Source organism: Mesorhizobium sp. M2D.F.Ca.ET.226.01.1.1 (assembly GCF_004022705.2).
Taxonomy (GTDB): domain Bacteria; phylum Pseudomonadota; class Alphaproteobacteria; order Rhizobiales; family Rhizobiaceae; genus Mesorhizobium.
Genome location: NZ_RZOY02000001.1, coordinates 601084 through 619146 on the forward strand (window position 1 = coordinate 601084; position 18063 = coordinate 619146).

Annotated in this window: 15 protein-coding genes and 1 pseudogene; 14 read left to right on the forward strand and 2 right to left on the reverse strand. The window is 64.8% G+C overall.

Going from position 1 to position 18063, the window contains the following annotated elements; all coding sequences use genetic code 11:
• The first annotated feature begins 9 nt into the window (after positions 1-9).
• Positions 10-1563 carry a trimethylamine methyltransferase family protein gene (locus EN869_RS02825; RefSeq protein ID WP_127228580.1) on the forward strand — a complete coding sequence of 518 codons (1554 nt, stop codon included), beginning with the start codon at positions 10-12 and terminating at the stop codon, positions 1561-1563.
• A 136-nt stretch (positions 1564-1699) separates the two neighbouring features.
• Positions 1700-2107, forward strand: a complete 408-nt coding sequence (locus EN869_RS02830) for a DUF3168 domain-containing protein (RefSeq protein WP_127228579.1) — start codon at positions 1700-1702, stop codon at positions 2105-2107.
• A gap of 10 nt (positions 2108-2117) precedes the next feature.
• Here EN869_RS02830 and EN869_RS02835 read toward each other — a convergent pair whose 3' ends face one another.
• Positions 2118-2504 (reverse strand): ester cyclase, encoded by a 387-nt coding sequence (locus EN869_RS02835; protein WP_127228578.1) that lies wholly within the window; start codon positions 2502-2504, stop codon positions 2118-2120.
• A 221-nt stretch (positions 2505-2725) separates the two neighbouring features.
• On the opposite strand from EN869_RS02835, the gene EN869_RS02840 reads away from it, so the two are divergent.
• From EN869_RS02840 to EN869_RS02875, 8 genes are all read left to right on the forward strand, one after another.
• Positions 2726-3025, forward strand: coding sequence for a hypothetical protein (locus EN869_RS02840; RefSeq protein ID WP_127228577.1), 300 nt, complete (start codon positions 2726-2728; stop codon positions 3023-3025).
• Between the two features lie 64 nt (positions 3026-3089).
• A complete protein-coding gene (locus tag EN869_RS02845; protein WP_027164846.1) occupies positions 3090-3755 on the forward strand; it encodes a response regulator transcription factor in 666 nt (221 codons plus the stop codon).
• Positions 3739-5166 carry an ATP-binding protein gene (locus EN869_RS02850; RefSeq protein WP_127228576.1) on the forward strand — a complete coding sequence of 476 codons (1428 nt, stop codon included), beginning with the start codon at positions 3739-3741 and terminating at the stop codon, positions 5164-5166. The genes EN869_RS02845 and EN869_RS02850 overlap by 17 nt, the downstream gene beginning before the upstream one ends.
• Before the next feature lie 128 nt (positions 5167-5294).
• On the forward strand, positions 5295-5732 hold the full coding sequence (locus EN869_RS02855; protein WP_127228575.1) for a hypothetical protein: 438 nt from the start codon (positions 5295-5297) through the stop codon (positions 5730-5732).
• A 103-nt stretch (positions 5733-5835) separates the two neighbouring features.
• Positions 5836-6972: a c-type cytochrome biogenesis protein CcmI gene (gene ccmI / locus EN869_RS02860; RefSeq protein ID WP_127228574.1), complete on the forward strand. Its 1137-nt coding sequence runs from the start codon at positions 5836-5838 to the stop codon at positions 6970-6972.
• Between the two features lie 5 nt (positions 6973-6977).
• A complete protein-coding gene (gene ccmE / locus EN869_RS02865; RefSeq protein ID WP_127228573.1) occupies positions 6978-7418 on the forward strand; it encodes a cytochrome c maturation protein CcmE in 441 nt (146 codons plus the stop codon).
• Between the two features lie 65 nt (positions 7419-7483).
• Positions 7484-9472: a heme lyase CcmF/NrfE family subunit gene (locus EN869_RS02870; RefSeq protein ID WP_127228572.1), complete on the forward strand. Its 1989-nt coding sequence runs from the start codon at positions 7484-7486 to the stop codon at positions 9470-9472.
• Positions 9469-9930 (forward strand): cytochrome c-type biogenesis protein, encoded by a 462-nt coding sequence (locus EN869_RS02875; protein ID WP_127228571.1) that lies wholly within the window; start codon positions 9469-9471, stop codon positions 9928-9930. Before EN869_RS02870 ends, EN869_RS02875 begins: the two co-directional genes overlap by 4 nt.
• A 134-nt stretch (positions 9931-10064) precedes the next feature.
• On the opposite strand, the pseudogene EN869_RS34960 reads toward EN869_RS02875, so the two are convergent.
• Positions 10065-10211, reverse strand: a pseudogene (locus EN869_RS34960) (CopG family transcriptional regulator); the annotation flags it as partial.
• Between the two features lie 192 nt (positions 10212-10403).
• Here EN869_RS34960 and EN869_RS02880 point away from each other — a divergent pair.
• From EN869_RS02880 to EN869_RS02895, 4 genes are all read left to right on the forward strand, one after another.
• Positions 10404-11960: a Do family serine endopeptidase gene (locus EN869_RS02880; protein WP_127228570.1), complete on the forward strand. Its 1557-nt coding sequence runs from the start codon at positions 10404-10406 to the stop codon at positions 11958-11960.
• 313 nt (positions 11961-12273) lie between these two features.
• Positions 12274-12948 (forward strand): response regulator transcription factor, encoded by a 675-nt coding sequence (locus tag EN869_RS02885; protein ID WP_040991372.1) that lies wholly within the window; start codon positions 12274-12276, stop codon positions 12946-12948.
• Positions 12949-13055: 107 nt separating this feature from the next.
• Positions 13056-14534, forward strand: coding sequence for a HAMP domain-containing sensor histidine kinase (locus EN869_RS02890; protein ID WP_127228569.1), 1479 nt, complete (start codon positions 13056-13058; stop codon positions 14532-14534).
• Complete coding sequence (locus EN869_RS02895) at positions 14534-17521, forward strand: bifunctional [glutamine synthetase] adenylyltransferase/[glutamine synthetase]-adenylyl-L-tyrosine phosphorylase (RefSeq protein ID WP_127228568.1); 2988 nt, start codon at positions 14534-14536, stop codon at positions 17519-17521. The genes EN869_RS02890 and EN869_RS02895 overlap by 1 nt, the downstream gene beginning before the upstream one ends.
• Positions 17522-18063: the final 542 nt, after the last annotated feature.

An 18063-nucleotide genomic window follows, 5' to 3' on the forward strand; every position in this document is an offset into this window, starting at 1 on the left:
GCAGATGCCATGGTTGAAGACGTCGCACGCGACCTGAGGCGCGAACGCCGGCGTGGCCGCACCGGCGAGGCCGGCAGTGAATCCAGCCGCCATCCGAATTACCGCGCGCTGAAGAACCCGTTCCTGCCGCAGCCGGTCTTCTCCGAGGACCAGGTCGCGGCGATACATGACACCGCGCTGCGCGTGCTTGAGGAACTTGGCATCAAGGTGTTGTTGCCTGAAGCCCGCGCCATCTACGCCAAGGCGGGTGCGCTGGTCTACGAGGACAGCCAGATGGTGAGGATCGGCCGCGACATCGTCACCGCCGCGCTTGCCACGGCGCCGAAATCGATTCAGGCGCTGGCCGGTGCCCGGGAGCGCGACCTGATGCTCGAACTCGGCTCCATGACCTTCTTGGCCGGGGCCGGCGCGCCCAATGTCACCGATCTCGAACGCGGCCGGCGACCGGGCTCCCTTGCCGCCTATGAGGAACTGACCAAGCTCATCCAGCATTTCGACGTGCTGCATATGCTTTGTCCTTCGATCGAGCCGCAGGACATCGACAACCGCTTCCGCCACTACGCCGTCAACCGCGCGCAACTGACGCTGTCCGACAAATTCCCCTTCGTCTTCGCGCGCGGCACGCCGCAGGTCGAGGACAGTTTCGAGATGGTCCGGCTGGCGCGCGGGCTGTCGCAGGCTGAGTTCCAGGCCGGCGCCTATTGCTACACCGTCATCAACACCAACTCGCCGCGCCAGCTGGACATCCCGATGGCGCAAGGCATCATCGACTTCGCCAAGGCCGGCCAGGTCTCGATCATCACGCCCTTCTGCCTGGCCGGCGCCATGGCGCCGATCACGGTCGCCGGCGCGCTGACGCTGCAGCATGCCGAGGCGCTGGCCGGCCTGGCGCTCTCCCAGATCGTGCGGCCCGGCGCGCCGGTGGTGTACGGCTCCTTCTCCTCCAATGTCGACATGAAGTCGGGGGCCCCGGCCTTCGGCACGCCGGAGCACATCAAGGCCACGCTTGGCGCCGGCCAACTCGCACGCTTCACCGGTCTGCCCTGGCGCTCCGGCGGCGGCAGCGCTGCCAACATTTCCGATGTTCAGGCGGCCCACGAAACGCAGTTCGCGCTATGGGGCTCGGTGCTCGCCGGCGCCACCGTCTGCATCCACGCCGCCGGCTGGCTGGAAGGCGGCTTGAGCGTCTCCTACGAAAAGCTGATCACCGACATCGAGGCGCTGCAGACGGTCGCCGAACTTTGCGCCACGACGCCCGGCGACGCTGATGCCATCGGCTTCGACGCGATCGCCGAGGTGCAGCCCGGCGGCCATTTCTTCTCGGCCGCCCACACCATGGCGCGCTACCGCACCGCCTTCTACGAGCCGCTGGTCGCCGACTGGTCGAATTTCGGCAACTGGACGCAAGCCGGCGGCAAGACGGCGACGGAGCGCGCGACCGGCATCTGGAAGCGGATTCTCGCCGACTTCCAGCCGCCGCCGGCCGCTGCCGCCTGCGCGGGCGTGCTCGACGAGTTCACCGCCAGGCGCACCGAGCAGGGTGGCGCGGCGCCGGTCTCTTAATTCGACGAAAACGTAATAAATTCGAGACCTTCGCCATTCACGTTATAGTCAATACGATTCGCGATCTGGCATCGGATCGCGAGCGCGGTTACCTTGCGGGCAACATGCGGAGATATGTATTGGCGATGGACGGTAGATGACGGCGCCTGGCGATTTGATGCAGGCCTTGTTCCTGCGGCTGAAGACCGATGCGACCCTGTCGGCGCTGCTCGGCGGCGTCGGCCTGCTTGAGAAGGCGAGCGACAAGGCCGCCTTTCCGAACGTCACCTATGGCCGCACCAGCGCCTTTGACCTCGAGACCGGCGCCGACAATGACAATGACCAGCTGGTTACCTTGCATATCTGGTCGAAAGCCCAGGGTGAGGCCGAGACGCGGCTCATCATGGACAGCATCAAGGCGCGCCTCGATGGCGCGGCGTTCTCCATCGGATCGCGTGGTCAGACCAGCCTGTCGCTGGAATTCGCCGAAGCGCGCTACGACGAGGACCTGACCGTCTATCACGGGCTGCTGCGCTTTCGCGCGCTGACGCAGGAAAGCGCCTGAGTATCCGGCTCTAAAGTTGAGCCTGAATCGCGGCCTTGTCGATCACCGACCAGACCTCGCGTATTCGGCTGTCCTGGAATTCATAAAAGACGTTCTCGGCGAAGGAAACGCGCTTGCCATGGACCGGCAGGCCGAACAGCACGCCTTTGGGATGGCAGTCGAAATGCAGGCGCGCCGCCACGCGCGGCGGCTCTGCAACGAGAAGCTCGATGTTGAAGCGCAGATCGGGAATGGACTCGAAATCGCCCTCCAGCATGCGGCGATAGCCTGAAAGCCCGATCGTCTCGCCATTATACTGCACCTCTTCGCCGACGAAGCGGCCGAGATTGTCCCAGTTCTGGTCGTTCAGGCAGGCGATGTAGCCCCGGTAGAGATCGGCAATACCCTCGCGCGTCATCGCATGCTCCTATCGTCGGCGGACCGATCTACTCTAGCTAGGGCGGGGGCACGGAATCCGCAGCCAAAAAGCATGGCGGATCGAATGATTTTCCGGCTATGAATTCGCAGCCGGGCTTGAGGGAGTCCTGGCATCGATACTCGCTGGGGAATGGGTGGCATGGAGTTTCGGTTGTTCACCGTTCATTTCACGTTCAGCCCATATGCGTTAGAACCGTGACTATGAAAAACCTTGGCTCACATCTTTGCAAAGCAGTGCTGGCGATCGCCGCAGCCGGCCTCTTTGCCTCGAAGGCGACCGCTCTGCCGGTCGTCGAGCCGTCGGCCGATCAGCCGGTCGTGCTCGCCGCCGGCGATTGCTATGCGATCGGCCAGCAGGTCGCCGCGCAGAATGGCGGCACGCTGGCCAAGGCGTCGCAGGCCACGCGAGGCGGCCAGCCGGTCTGCGTCATCGTCGTGCTCGTCCCCGGCAAGGACGGCCAGCGTCCACGCCGCTCGGAAATCGTCGTCCCGGCGGGCTGACCCACTCGTTTCCCAGGCCGGCGGAATCGGCCTATACGTCTATCCAGCAACAGGTTTTCAACCCATGCGCGTGCTCGTCGTCGAGGATGACAAGGATCTCAACCGGCAACTGGCCGACGCGCTGGTCGACGCCGGCTATGTCGTCGACCGCGCCTATGACGGCGAGGAGGGGCATTTCCTTGGCGACACCGAGCCATACGATGCGGTCGTCCTCGATATCGGCCTGCCGCAGATGGATGGCATCAGCGTCGTCGAACGCTGGCGCCGCGGCGATCGCAAGATGCCCGTGCTGATCCTGACGGCGCGCGACCGCTGGAGCGACAAGGTGGCCGGCATCGACGCCGGCGCCGACGACTACGTCACAAAGCCCTTTCACATCGAAGAGGTGCTGGCGCGGGTGCGGGCCTTGATCCGCCGCGCCGCCGGCCACGCTTCGTCGGAACTCACCTGCGGGCCGCTCCGTCTCGACACCAAGGCGTCCAAGGCCGATGTCAACGGCGTGCCGTTGAAACTCACCTCGCATGAGTTCCGGCTGCTCGCCTATCTGATGCACCACATGGGCGAGGTGGTGTCGCGCACCGAGCTGGTCGAGCATCTCTACGACCAAGATTTTGATCGCGATTCCAACACCATCGAGGTGTTTGTCGGCCGGCTGCGCAAGAAGATGGGCATCGACATGATCGAAACCGTGCGTGGCATGGGCTATCGCATGCGTGAGCCGGAGGCGTGACGCGGAACCGCTGAAGCCAATCGTAAGCACGCGCCTGTCGAGGCTGCGGCTCTGGCCGCGCTCGCTGACCTTTCGCGTCATCGGCTTCTCGACCATCTGGGCGATCGTGACGCTGATCGTCATCTTCACCCTCATCACCACGCTTTACCGCCAGGCCAGCGAACGCGGCTTCGACAGCCTCTTGTCGGCGCATCTGTTCAACCTGATCGGCTCCGTTGGCATTTCCGACAACGGCGCGCTGACCGGCTCGCCCGACCTCGGCGACCTGCGCTTTTCCCAACCGAATTCCGGCTGGTACTGGTCAGTGGAGCCTGCCTCCGAGGGCGTGCATGGCGAGCTCCATTCCTCCTCTATGACGACCTCCATCTTGTCGCCCAGCGTCGCCGACGTGCCGTTCAACGCGAATTTCCAGCGCAGCTACGCGACGGGAGGCATCAAGGGCGAGCAGCTCCAGGTGTTCGAGAGCGAGTTCGTTCTCGACGCCAAGAACCGCGCCGCCCGTTTCCGCGTCATGGGCAACCACAGCGAACTCGAGCAGGAGATAGCAAGCTTCCAGCGCCGTCTGCTTACCTATCTGTCGCTGTTCGGCGCCGGCATGATCGCCATCAACGCCATCGCCATCCTCTTGGGCCTCCAGCCTCTGCGCAAGGTCCGCAACGCGCTCGCCATGGTGCGCGAAGGAACGGCCCAGCGGCTCGACGGCACCTTCCCGGCCGAGATCGAGCCTCTGGCCAATGAGACGAATGCGCTGATCGAAAACAACCGGCGCATCGTCGAGCGCTCGCGTACCCAGGTCGGCAACCTCGCCCATTCGCTGAAGACGCCGCTTGCCGTGCTGATCAATGAGGGCCGGGCGCTTGGCGGCGCCAAGGGCCAGCTGATCGCCGACCAGGCCGCCTCGATGCAGAAGCAGGTCGACCATTATCTGCAGCGCGCCCGCGTCGCCGCGCAGCGCGACAGCGTCGTCTTCCGCACTCCGGTTTCGCCGCTGGTCGAACGCATGGTGCGCGTGCTGCGGAAGCTCAACCCGCAGACGACGTTGACGTTGTCGCTGCCGCCGTCCGAGATCGTCTTCGCCGGCGAGCGCGAGGATCTGGAGGAACTGCTCGGCAATCTGCTCGACAATGCGATGAAATGGGCAAAGAGCGCCGTCTCCGTGACGATCGCCACTATTTCGGGAAACGCTAACCTGTTTGAAATCGTTATAGAGGATGACGGTCCGGGCATACCCGAGGACAGCGCGCGGGAGGTGTTGAAGCGTGGCAAGCGACTGGATGAGACGAAGCCGGGAACCGGGCTCGGCCTTGCCATTGTCGCCGACCTCGTCAACGAGTACGGCGGCGTCCTGGCGCTGGAACGGTCCGGCATGGGCGGTCTGAGAGCGGTGGTGAGATTGCGGAGCCTCCAATAATGTTTTTTATCGACTTGCGTGTGGCCGGCAGCGGCCAAATTTCCGACAAATATCAACACTATGGCCACGAAAATCCCCTCGATGACGCAGCCCCCAGCTCATCCCGCCCAAGAGAACCGGTTGTAGGCATGAAGATCCGCGTCGCGCTCGTTTCCGCCCTGCTCGCCGTTTCCGGCTGCTCGACGCTCAGCAGGGGTGGGCCAGCCTCTCCGGTCACGCCTGTTTCCACGCCGCCCGCCGGCGGCAAGGTGTCGACCGGAATCGTCTCGGCCATGAATGGCGGGCTCATCGGCGGATCGATCGGCTCGGGCCTGAGCGACGCCGAGAAGCGCAAAGGGCTGGAGGCGGAGTATAAGGCGCTGGAATACAACACCAGCGGCCAGAAGGTGACGTGGAAGAGCGACAGCTCGAACCATTCCGGCGAGGTCGTCGCCGCCCAGCCTTACCGGGTCGGTTCGCAGGATTGCCGCCAGTATACCCACACGGTCTTTACAGGCACCTCCGGCGTCACCGCGCGTGGCACCGCCTGCCGCAATGCCGACGGCAGCTGGACGCCGCTGACCTGACGGGTCTCGAACGCGATCAGGCCGCCGGCCGACGGCGCGGCCGCCAAAGCGTCGCAGCAAGCCTGTGTTGGCAGGGCAGGGCTCTGCCTTTATTGGAAGAGCCATGCTGTTCTGGGTCATAGCTGCAATCCTCACGCTGGGCGCCAGCCTGGCGGTGCTGTTGCCGCTTACCGGCGGCATGAAGGGCACGTCGCCGGCCGGCGACCACGACCTCGAAGTCTATCGCGACCAGCTGTCCGAGCTCGACCGCGACATGGCGCGCGGCCTGATTCAGCCGGGGGAAGCCAAAGAGGCGCGCGCCGAGATCGGTCGCCGCATCCTGCGCCTTGGCGCGGCTGCCCAGTCGGACGTGGCAGCCTCCGCACCTTCGCGCGGCGCCCGATTGCTCGCCAGCGTGGCGGTGCTTGCCGTCCCGCTGCTGAGTTGGGGGTTGTACGGCGTGCTCGGCTCTCCCGAATTGCCCTCGCAGCCGCTGGCCGAACGCCTCGCCAAGAATCCCGCCGACTCCTCGGTCGACGAGTTGGTCGCCCGCGCCGAGGCACATCTCGCCGCCAATCCATCCGACGGCAAGGGTTGGGACGTGCTGGCGCCGATCTATCTGCGCCTGCAGCGCTTCCCTGACGCGGTGACCGCCTACCGCAATGCCATCCGCCTCGACGGCGACAGCGCCGTGCGCCAGTCCGGACTTGGCGAGGCGATTGCAAGTGCTGCCGGCGGCATCGTTACGGCCGACGCCCAGAATGCTTTCGACGCGGCCTTGAAGCTCGATCCGGCCAACGCCAAGGCGAATTTCTATTTGGCTGTCGGCCTCGCCCAGGAGGGCAGGAAGGCCGAGGCTGTCGCCGCCTGGCAAAAGATGCTCGGCCAGCTCGCGCCGGACTCGCCCTGGCGCAACGCCGTCCAGCAGTCGCTTGCCGAGGCGGGCGAAATGGCGGTCGCCGCAAACCCGCCGGCGAACGGCCCCGATGCGCAACAAATGGAAGCGGCCCAGCAGATGTCGCCGCAGGACCGGCAGGCGATGATCGAGACCATGGTCGCCGGGCTTGACGACAAATTGAAGCAGAACCCGCGTGACGAGGAAGGATGGATGGGGCTCATTCGTTCCTATGTCGTGCTCGGCAAGGCCGACCAGGCGCGCGACGCGCTCGGCCGCGCTGTCGCCGCCTTTGGCGCCGACAGCGAGCAGGCCAAGAAATTCACCGCCTTCGCCGCCTCGCTCGGCGTGACGGCGGCGGAGTAAAGGCAATGACGCGCAAGCAGAAGCGGATGTCGGTGATTCTGGCGGGGCTGGGTTTCCTCGCCGCCGCCGCCGGACTCACCTTCTATGCGCTGGGACAGAAGGCGTCTTATTTCTACATGCCCGCCGATCTTGCCGCCGCAAGCGTGCCGCCGGGACAGCGCATCCGGCTCGGCGGCCTGGTCGAAAAAGGCACCATCGTGCGCGGGCAGGGCGCCACCGTCGCCTTCTCGGTCACCGACAAGCAGAAATCGGTCAAGGTCACCTATACCGGCATCCTGCCGGATCTGTTCCGCGAGGAGCAGGGTGTCATCACCGAGGGCGCGTTCGGCCCTGATGGCGTGTTCGTCGCCGACAGCGTCCTTGCCAAGCACGACGAGCGCTATATGCCCAAGGAAGTCGCCGACGGGCTGAAAGCCAAGGGCGTCTGGCAGGAAAGCACGAACTGATGAGCAGGTTCCGCAAAAGTGCCACGCGGTTTTGCGATCAGAACCTGCGAGAAAACAGGTAACCAATGGTCGAGACCGGACATTTCGCGCTTGTGCTCGCCTTCGCGCTGTCGCTGGTGCAGATGCTGGTGCCGCTGGTCGGCGCCCGCACCGGCAACCAGCGGCTGATGGCTGTCGGCGGTCCGGTCACGGTCACCGGCTTCGCGCTGACTGCGCTGTCCTTCGCCGCATTGGCGAGCGCCTATGCCGGTTCGGACTTCTCGGTGGCGAGCGTGTGGGAAAACTCCCACTCCCTGCAGCCGATGATCTACAAGATCACCGGCACCTGGGGGAACCATGAAGGCTCGATGCTGCTTTGGGTGCTGATCCTGACCTTCTTCGGCGCGCTGGTCGCCGTCTTCGGCAACAACCTGCCTTCAACGCTGAAGGCAAACGTGCTGGCCGTGCAGGGCATGATCGGCGCCGCCTTCTTCCTGTTCATCCTGGCGACGTCCAACCCCTTCATCCGCCTCAATCCGGCGCCGATCGAGGGACGTGACCTCAACCCGGTCCTGCAGGATCTCGGCCTCGCCATCCATCCGCCGATGCTCTATCTCGGCTATGTCGGCTTCTCGATCTGCTTCTCTTTCTCGGTCGCCGCACTGATCGAGGGCCGCATCGACGCCTCCTGGGCGCGTTGGGTGCGGCCGTGGACGCTGGTCGCCTGGATGTTTTTGACCGGCGGTATCGCCATGGGCTCCTACTGGGCCTATTACGAGCTCGGCTGGGGCGGCTTCTGGTTCTGGGATCCGGTCGAGAACGCCTCCTTCATGCCCTGGCTCGCCGGCACCGCGCTGCTTCATTCGGCGATCGTCATGGAGAAGCGTTCGGCGCTGAAGATCTGGACGCTGCTGCTTGCCATCCTCACCTTCTCGCTGTCGCTGCTCGGCACCTTCCTGGTGCGTTCCGGCGTGCTGACGTCGGTACACGCTTTCGCCACGGACCCGGCGCGCGGCGTCTTCATCCTGTGCATCCTGACGCTGTTCATCGGCGGCTCGCTCACGCTGTTTGCGCTGCGCGCCTCGCGGCTGACGGCGGGCGGCCTGTTCCACCCGATCTCGCGCGAAGGCGCTCTCGTGCTGAACAACCTTTTCCTCACCACCGCCACCGCCACGGTGCTCGTCGGCACGCTCTATCCGCTGGCGCTGGAGGCGCTGACCGGCGGCAAGATCTCGGTCGGCGCGCCGTTCTTCGACCTAACTTTCGGCCCACTGATACTGCCACTCTTGGCGATCGTGCCATTCGGCCCGCTGCTTGCCTGGAAACGCGGCGACATCATTGCCGCCTCGCAGCGCCTGATGGCGGCCTTCGCCATTGCGATCGCCGCGATGCTGGTCACCGGCCTGTTCATCGACGGTGCGTCGGTGTTTGCGGCACTCGGCGTCGGCCTCGCCGTCTGGCTGGTCGCCGGTGCGCTGACCGACCTTGCCGTCAAATCCGGAGTTGGTTCCGTGGCTCCGGCCGTTATTCTTCGCCGCTTCGCCGGCCTGCCGCGCTCGGTCTTCGGCACGGCGCTTGCCCATCTCGGCCTTGGCCTGACCTTGCTCGGCATCGTCGGCACGCTCTGCTTCGGCACCGAAAAAATCCTTTCGATGCATCCTGGCGAAACGGTCGAGCTTTCAGGCCACACATTGCGCTTCGAGGGGCTCACCCCGCAGAAAGGTCCGAATTTCACCGAAGATCGCGGCCGCTTCCTGCTGATGTCAGACGGCAGGGCCAATGGCGAGATCACCTCGGCCAAGCGCTTCTATCCGGTGCGCCAGACGGTGACGACCGAGTCCGGCATCCGCACGCTGGCCCTGAGCCAGCTTTATCTGTCGCTCGGCGACGAAAACAAGGACGGCTCCGTCGTCGTGCGCCTGTGGTGGAAGCCGCTGGTGACGCTGATCTGGGGCGGCGGCCTGGTGATGATGGCGGGTGCGGCTATGTCGCTGCTCGACCGCCGCCTGCGCGTTGGCGCGCCGGCAAAGCGGCGCAAGCCTGCACCGGCTGCAGCGACCGCGAGCCCGACATGAGGCCGAGATTTTCACTCGCCTCGCTGGTCTTGCTCCTGGCCTTGCTTTTTGCCGGCGCGGCACAGGCGGTGAAACCTGACGAGGTGCTGCAGGACCCGGCCTTGGAGGCGAGGGCGCGCGCTCTCTCGGAAGGCCTGCGCTGCATGGTCTGCCAGAACCAGTCGATCGACGAATCCGACGCCGACCTTGCCCGCGACCTGCGCATCCTGGTGCGCCAGCGCCTCGTCGCCGGCGACAGCGACCAGCAGGTGATGGACTACATCGTCTCGCGCTACGGCGAGTTCGTGCTCTTGAAGCCGCGCTTCAGCCTGCGCACCGCGCTTTTATGGGGCACGCCGGTGCTCCTGCTTCTGGCCGGTGGCCTGTTCATCGTGCTAAGCGCCCGTTCGCGCCGCCCGGCATCGTCGGCGCTTTCGGACGAAGAGCAGGCAGCGCTGGACAAGATGCTGCGCGACTAAGCGCCGTCTGGGACCTTGGTGATTGGGTTCAATCACTTCTGAGGTCGTCATTCTATGGTCTGCGCGCGTCGCTTCGCTCCTTGCTCCGCCCTGGAATGACGACGTCGCGGAGGTTTCAGCCAAGGGCGGCTACCTCACACCTCGCCTGCGCGCTCGGGCTCCACGGCCTTGATCACTGCGTCGATTTCCGCCATTGCCGCTTCGTGAGGCGCCACACGACCCGCCTTTGCGTCGGCTATTCCGCGTTTGATGCCTTCCATCGTCTCGGTCTCCCAATCGACTGAGACTCGAGTTCGGTTGGGATGGCCTGTGGTCATTTTGAAACCTCGTGATCTCGCGCATCGTCCCCAGCCTACCAACATTACAAAACTTTCATGTACCGGAAATGGCGCCGTAATGTGCGGCTCACTAATCCTCTTGCCCGAGGATGCTTCGCCTGAGCGCATCCGCTTCGACAGAGGATAAGAAACGCCATGAATAATGCCCCCAATTCATTTTCCAGCACCCGCAAGCGCCTGATGGCGGCTGCGGCGTCCCTGGCCGTTATCGGCGCGGTCGGCGCGGGCGCGCTTGCCACCGGCACCGCCCCCGTGCTGGCCGATGCCGTGCGCGTCGAGGCCCCGCAGATGCCGAGCTTTGCCGATGTCGTCGAGCACGTCTCGCCTGCGGTCGTCAGCGTCAAGGTCAAGGCCAAGATCCAGCCGACGGCCGATGACGGTTCCGACGACCAGGACGGCTTCGACAACCTGCCCGACAATCCGCAGCTGCGCCGCTTCTTCAAGGAATTCCGCGGCTTCGGCGATCAGGGTCAGGGCGGCCAGTTCGGCATGCGCCGCTTCAACCACCGCGACCATGGCAATGGCCAGCCGCGCCCGATCGCCCAGGGCTCGGGCTTCTTCATCTCCGAGGACGGCTACCTCGTCACCAACAACCACGTCGTCTCGGAAGGCTCGGACTTCAGCGTCGTCACCAATGACGGCAAGGAGCTCGACGCCAAGCTGATCGGCACCGACCCGCGCACCGATCTCGCCGTGCTCAAGGTCGATGGCGGCGGCAATAAGTTCACCTATGTCGACTTCGCCGACGATTCCAAGATCCGCATCGGCGACTGGGTGGTTGCCGTCGGCAATCCGTTCGGCCTCGGCGGCACCGTTACGGCAGGCATCGTCTCGGCCCGCGGCCGCGACATCGGCGCCGGTCCTTATGACGACTTCATCCAGATCGACGCCTCGGTCAACCGCGGCAATTCGGGCGGCCCGACCTTCAACCTCAACGGCCAGGTGATCGGCATCAACACTGCCATCTTCTCGCCGTCGGGCGGCAGCGTCGGCATTGCCTTCGACATCCCGGCCTCGACCGCCAAGCAGGTCGTCCAGGACCTGATGAAGAGCGGCTCCGTCCAGCGCGGCTGGCTCGGCGTCGAGATCCAGCCGGTCACCTCCGACATCGCCGAGTCGCTCGGCCTGAAGTCGGACAAGGGCGCGCTGGTGTCGAGTGCCCAGGATTCCGGTCCGGGCAAGAAGGCTGGCATTACCGCCGGTGACGTGATCACCCAGGTCGACGGCAAGGATATCGATTCGCCGAAGGATCTCGCCCGCACGATCGGCGGCTATTCGCCGGGCAAGTCGGTCGACCTCACCGTCTGGCGCAACGGCAAGTCCGAAACGGTCAAGGTCGATCTCGGCACGCTGCCGGCCAGCGACAAGCAGGCCTCGAACAACGATAGCAACAAGCAGTCGGCGCCCGCCGCGAAACCCGACACGCTGGCCGATCTCGGCCTGACGGTTACCAAGGCGGAAAACGGCAAGGGCCTCGTGGTCACAGATGTCGATCCCGACAGCGACGCGGCCGACCGCGGCATCCAGCCCGGCGACGTCATCACCTCGATCAATTCCAACGAGGTGAACACCACTGACGACGTCTCCAAGGCGATGACCGATGCCGCCAAGGCCGGCCGCAAGGCTGTGCTGATGCAGATCACCCACGACGACTCGAACCGCTTCGTCGCGCTTCCGGTCGGCAAGGGCTGAGATATCGCGCATGACCCCGAAAACCGCATCGGTTTTTGGAACGGATCATGCGCCACTGGAAGACGTTCAGCTTTTCCCTGTGGCGGTATCAACACCCCCGAGCCCCCATCGGGAAAACATGGGGCCGAGCACGTAAGTCAGTCACCGTGTTTCGCTCCTGGCGGCAGCGGGTTTCCCATCACCCGCTGCCGCTTTATCGCATGACGCCCAAAAGTGGGTCCCGGTTTTGGGAAGAAGACATGCGACTAATGAATGCAAGGCAACAAGAATGACTGCCTCTCAACCTTCCAGTGAAATCGCGTATAACGGCTCCATGAAGATTCTCGTCATGGAAGACGATCGCGAGGCAGCGGACTACTTGCAGAAAGCCTTTGCCGAGGCGGGCCACACCGCCCACGTCGCTGGCGACGGCGAGACCGGCTTCGCGCTTGCCGATGCCGGCGATTATGACGTGATGGTGGTCGACCGCCTGATGCCGCGCCGCGACGGCCTGTCGGTGATAGCCGCCCTCCGCTCGCGCGGCAATACCACGCCGGTGCTGATCCTTTCGGCGCTGGGCGAGGTGGACGACCGCGTCACCGGCTTGCGCGCCGGCGGCGACGATTATCTCACCAAGCCCTACGCCTTTTCCGAATTGCTCGCCCGCGTCGAGGTGCTGAACCGCCGCGCCAGCGCGCGCGAGTCCGAGACCGTCTACCGTGTCGGCGATCTCGAACTCGACAGGCTGTCGCATTCGGTCAAGCGCGCCGGGCGCGAGATCACACTGCAGCCGCGCGAGTTTCGCCTGCTCGAATATCTGATGCGCCATGCCGGCCAGGTGGTGACGCGCACAATGCTTCTGGAAAATGTCTGGGACTATCACTTCGACCCCCAGACGAATGTCATCGACGTCCATGTTTCGCGCCTGCGCGGCAAGATCGAAAAAGGCTTCGACAAGCCGATCCTGCACACGATCCGCGGCGCCGGCTACATGCTGAAGGGCGGCTAGAGCATGATCCCGAAAAGTGGGAAGCGGTTTTCGGAAAAGATCATGCTGCAACAAGGGGTTAGATCAGGATGACGATTCAACAGATCGTCGTCCTGATCTAGAAGCAAATGGCTCTTTCCCTGCCGGCCATCATGAGGACGACGGCGGCCCGGCTTTCGGCGCTTTATCTTCTGCTTTTCGCGCTTTGCGCGGTCCTACTCGTCTTCTACATGACGTCGCTGTCGGCGCGCATGCTGACCGCGCAGACGCAGGAGACCATCAATGACGAGGTGCTGGGTCTGGCCCGCGCCTATCAGCGCGGCGGCCTGCCGGTGCTGGTGCGCGTGGTCGAGAACCGCTCCCGCCAGCCTGGCGCCAACCTCTATCTGATCGCCGACGCCAACGGCCAGATCCTGACCGGCAACGTGCAGAGCCTTGAGCCCGGGGTCATCGAGACCGAGGGCTGGACGACCGAACCCTTTTCCTACCAGCGCTTCGGCGAGGGTGAGCTCGATCGACTGCGCAGCGGCGCTACGGATCAGCCCGCGCCTCAGGCCGGCGACAGCAGCAATCCCCAGTCGACAGGCGAAAAGGGCCACAACGCCATCGCGCTCGTGCTGAGACTGCCCAACCAGATGATCATGCTGGTCGGCCGCGACCTCGGCGAGCCCGAGCGCTTCCGCGCCGTCGTCAGCCGCGCGCTGACACTGGCGCTCGGCATGATGGGCCTGGGCGGCATCCTGATCTGGTTCTTCGTCGGGCGCGCCGCGCTGAAACGCATCGACAGCGTCTCGGACGCCAGCCGCCGCATCATGGGCGGCGACCTCAGCGGACGGCTGCCGGTGACCGGCGCCGGCGACGAATTCGACCGCCTGTCGGAAAACCTCAATTCGATGCTGGCCAGGATTGCCATGCTGAACGAGGGGCTGAAGCAGGTCTCCGACAACATAGCCCACGACCTGAAGACGCCGCTGACCAGGCTGCGCAACCGCGCCGAGGCCACGCTCGCCGGCAAGCACAAGACCACGGACTACCGCCAGGCGCTGGAGAGCACGATCGCGGAGTCCGACCAGCTCATCAAGACGTTCAACGCCATCTTGATGATCTCGCGCCTGGAGGCCGGCTATTCCTCGGAACAGACCGGTCCGGTCGACCTCGCCGCCACGGTGAGCGATGTCGTGGAGCTCTACGAGCCGGTGGCGGAGGAGGCGGGCGTCGTGCTGGAAACGAGCGCGCCCGAGGCCTTGACGATCAACGGCAACCGCGAGCTGATCGGCCAGGCGCTGTCCAACATCGTCGACAATGCCATCAAATACTCGACCGACGCAGCCGAGACGCCGAAAGTGCGTGTGGCGCTGGAGCGCGCCGGAGGAGAGATCAAGCTTACCGTCACCGACAATGGCCACGGCATTCCGGACGATGCCGATCGTGCCCGGGCCACCGAACGTTTCGTGCGGCTGGAAAAGAGCCGCTCGCAACCGGGATCTGGCCTTGGCCTCAGCCTCGCCAAGGCAATCATGACTTTCCACAACGGAAGGCTTGATCTTTTGCCCGCCAATCCCGGATTGTCCGTGGTCATGAGTTTCCCGTTGCGGGAGACGCATTGATGGCGCGGATAATGGCGAAGAAGCAAATCGAATCCGAGTTTCGGCTTAGCCCGACACTGGCGCTCCGCCCCCTCAATGCGGACCGTGCCCGGCGTAAGCTGTCGGAAATCGCCGACGCCGCCGAGGAAGAGGGGCTTTCCCGTCTCGCCGCATTCCTGGCCGGGGAGGGGCCGCTGCAGGACGTGCTGGCGGCCGTCTTCGACCTCTCGCCTTTCCTGCGCGATGTGGCGCGCCGCCGGCCGGTAATTCTCGAGACGTTGTTTGACCAGACGGTCGAGGCGCGGCTGGGCGCCGTCGGCGAGGCGATCGGCGGCGCGGCGCAGGCCGACGATATCTCGGAAACCGGGCTGATGATGGCGCTCAGGCGATGGAAGACCGAGGCGCATTTCCTGATCGCGCTGGCCGATCTTTCAGGCGAGGCGGAAACCTCGGTGACGGTGCGGCGCCTCAGCGATCTTGCCGACGCCTGCACATCCGCCGCCGTCGATTTCCTGCTGCTCGACGCGCATCGGCAAGGCAAGCTCAGGCTCCTCAAGCCAGCGGACCCGGCAAGGGATTCAGGCTGGATCCTGCTCGGCATGGGCAAGCTCGGCGCGCATGAGCTGAACTTTTCTTCCGACATCGACCTTGTGGTCTTCTACGAGCCGGAAGCGCCGGCCGTTATCGATCCGCTCGACGCGACCGAGCTGTTCTCCAGGCTCACGCGACGTCTGGTGCGCATCCTGCAGGACCGCACCGAGCATGGCTATGTCTTCCGCACCGATCTGAGACTCCGTCCCGATCCCGGCTCGACGCCGCTGGCAATCCCGGTCGAGGCGGCGCTTCGCTATTACGAGGCGCGCGGCCAAAACTGGGAGCGCGCCGCCATGATCAAGGCGCGGCCGGTGGCGGGCGATCTTGCAGCGGGTGCGGCCTTCCTCAAGGAATTGCAGCCCTATGTCTGGCGCAAATACATGGACTATGCGGCAATCGCCGACGTCCATTCGATCAAGCGCCAGATCCACGCCCACAAGGGCCATGGCGAGATCGCCGTGAAGGGCCACAACGTGAAACTCGGCCGCGGCGGCATCCGCGAGATCGAGTTCTTCGTCCAGACCCAGCAGCTTATCGCCGGCGGCCGTTTCCCGGAGCTGCGCGGCCGCGAGACGGTGCCGATGCTGGGCGCGCTCGCCGCGCGCGGCTGGATCACCGCCGACGCGCGCGATGCGCTGACGCGCCAATACTGGTTCCTGCGCCGCGTCGAGCATGCCATCCAGATGGTAGCGGACGAGCAGACGCACATCCTGCCGGACAGCGATGAGGAACTGCAACGCATCGCGCTGATGCTGGGTTTTGCCGGCGAGGCGGAATTCACTCAGGCCTTCCGCGCCTCGCTGCAGCAGGTCGAGCGCCACTATGCGGCGCTGTTCGAGACAGCGCCCGAACTGTCGGCCGGCGTCGGCAATCTGGTCTTTACCGGCGACGTCGACGATCCCGACACTTTGCAGACTCTGCACCGGCTCGGCTTCCAGCGCCCTAGCGACATCTGCCGCGTCATCCGTGGCTGGCATTTCGGCCGCTACCGCGTCACCCGCTCGGCGGAGGCCCGCGAGCGGCTGACCGAGCTGACGCCAGCGCTGCTTAAAGCCTTCGGCCAGACACGGCGCGCCGATGAGGCGCTGATCCGCTTCGACGAGTTCCTTGTTGGCCTGCCGGCGGGCATCCAGCTTTTCTCGCTGCTGCAGTCCAACCAGGCGCTGCTCAAATTGATGGCGACCATCATGGGCGCAGCGCCCCGGCTGGCGGCCATCATCACGCGCCGCCCGCACGTCTTCGACGGCCTGCTCGACCCGGCACTGCTTACTGAGTTGCCGAACCGCGCCTATCTCTCGGCGCGGCTTGCGGCCTTCATAGAGGGCGACCGCGCTTATGAAGATGTGCTCGACCGCCTGCGCATTTTTGCTTCCGAGCAGAAATTCCTGATCGGTGTGCGTCTGCTTGCCGGCTCTATCGATCCCGCGCGCGCCGGCCGCGCCTTTTCCGATCTTGCCGACCTCACCATCGAAGCGGCGCTTCAAGCGGTGAACGCTGAATTCGCGCTGCGCCACGGCAGGATCGCCGGCGGCAGGGTGGCGCTGCTCGGCATGGGCAAGCTCGGCAGCCGCGAGCTCACTGCCGGATCGGACGTCGACCTCATCCTGCTCTACGACCATGACGCCGATGCCGAGGAGTCCGACGGCGACAAGCCGCTGGCGCCTTCGCATTACTATACCCGCATGACGCAGCGCCTGATCGCCGCCGTCTCGGCGCCGACAGCCGAAGGCGTGCTTTATGAACTGGACCTGCGCCTGCGTCCCTCGGGCAATAAGGGTCCGGTCGCCACCCATATCGATGCGTTCAAGAAATATCAGCGCCAGGACGCCTGGACCTGGGAGCATATGGCCCTGGCGCGGGCGCGAGCCATCGGCGGCGATGCCGAGCTCTGCGCCGAACTCGACGACGAGGTTGCTGGGGTGCTGGCGCAGCCACGCGACGCCGCCAAGGTGAAGGCCGAGGCCTCCGACATGCGGGCGCTGATCGAGAAGGAAAAGCCGCCGCGCGATCTCTGGGACATCAAGCTGATCCCTGGCGGGCTAATCGATCTCGAATTCATCGCCCAGGTGGCGACCATCACCGGCAATGTCGAGTCCGGCCGCCGAGTGACGGCGACGGCCGACATTCTGGCGCGATTGGCCCCCGCTTTCGCGGGCGGCGATATCCGCGAAGAACTTGCCGGGGCTTATCGGCTCTACCTCGCGCTGACCCAGATGATCAGGCTCTGCCTCACCGGCGAGTTCCAGCGTGACGATGTCCCGCCGGGGCTTTCGGACCTGCTCCTGGCGGTTACAGACCTGCCGGATTTCGCTGTGCTGGAAGCGCATCTTAAGGAGACGTCGCGGAAGGTCAGGAGAGATTTCGATCGCTTACTTCGTGCGGGAGCGTCGCCATCAACCGCATCGTCGCCATGAGATTCCCGGGTGGCACATTAGCCACAGTTAATATTAATCGGCGATCCGGCCTTGCGCCATTGGCAGAGGTGTCCCGTAATGGGTCAATGGGTCTGGCACCGCAATTGCACTGTCAGCAATGCCGGGGTCAATCATCACCCCGACGAAGGGGGGCCCCGCCGCTTCGCAAATGGAGCGGTGGGTTCTTTCAGCGGCTGACTTGAACGCCGGGGGCGCTGGGCAACTATGGATCTTCAGAAATTCTTGGTGGGCATGTTCGCAGCGTCACTCATGGTGGCGGTCTGGGCTGATATAGAAACTGGTTCCGTCTGGGCGGCGCTCGGATGGGCAATGCTGGCCATGGTCATTCTGCAGGTCGGATATTTCGGTCTCGTCGTGGCCTTGGTCTATCGACGGGCATCGAAAGGCGCCGAGGCAAGCCCGGCGCCGGCAGTCGTAAACGATCTAAACCCCACTGGCCCAGTTTAGCGCCCGACAGTCCGTTGGGGGTGGGTTCGATCGACTGCCGGGCGTGACCGGCGCGGGGGCAAGCCGGCTGAGCC

Bases quoted from the DNA above. Each gene is read 5' to 3' on its own strand.
- EN869_RS02825 (WP_127228580.1), top strand. From the start codon at position 10: ATGGTTGAAGACGTCGCACGCGACCTGAGGCGCGAACGCCGGCGTGGC.
- EN869_RS02830 (WP_127228579.1), top strand. From the start codon at position 1,700: ATGACGGCGCCTGGCGATTTGATGCAGGCCTTGTTCCTGCGGCTGAAG.
- EN869_RS02835 (WP_127228578.1), bottom strand. From the start codon at position 2,504: ATGACGCGCGAGGGTATTGCCGATCTCTACCGGGGCTACATCGCCTGC.
- EN869_RS02840 (WP_127228577.1), top strand. From the start codon at position 2,726: ATGAAAAACCTTGGCTCACATCTTTGCAAAGCAGTGCTGGCGATCGCC.
- EN869_RS02845 (WP_027164846.1), top strand. From the start codon at position 3,090: ATGCGCGTGCTCGTCGTCGAGGATGACAAGGATCTCAACCGGCAACTG.
- EN869_RS02855 (WP_127228575.1), top strand. From the start codon at position 5,295: ATGAAGATCCGCGTCGCGCTCGTTTCCGCCCTGCTCGCCGTTTCCGGC.
- ccmI (WP_127228574.1), top strand. From the start codon at position 5,836: ATGCTGTTCTGGGTCATAGCTGCAATCCTCACGCTGGGCGCCAGCCTG.
- ccmE (WP_127228573.1), top strand. From the start codon at position 6,978: ATGACGCGCAAGCAGAAGCGGATGTCGGTGATTCTGGCGGGGCTGGGT.
- EN869_RS02870 (WP_127228572.1), top strand. From the start codon at position 7,484: ATGGTCGAGACCGGACATTTCGCGCTTGTGCTCGCCTTCGCGCTGTCG.
- EN869_RS02875 (WP_127228571.1), top strand. From the start codon at position 9,469: ATGAGGCCGAGATTTTCACTCGCCTCGCTGGTCTTGCTCCTGGCCTTG.
- EN869_RS02880 (WP_127228570.1), top strand. From the start codon at position 10,404: ATGAATAATGCCCCCAATTCATTTTCCAGCACCCGCAAGCGCCTGATG.
- EN869_RS02885 (WP_040991372.1), top strand. From the start codon at position 12,274: ATGAAGATTCTCGTCATGGAAGACGATCGCGAGGCAGCGGACTACTTG.
- EN869_RS02890 (WP_127228569.1), top strand. From the start codon at position 13,056: ATGGCTCTTTCCCTGCCGGCCATCATGAGGACGACGGCGGCCCGGCTT.
- EN869_RS02895 (WP_127228568.1), top strand. From the start codon at position 14,534: ATGGCGCGGATAATGGCGAAGAAGCAAATCGAATCCGAGTTTCGGCTT.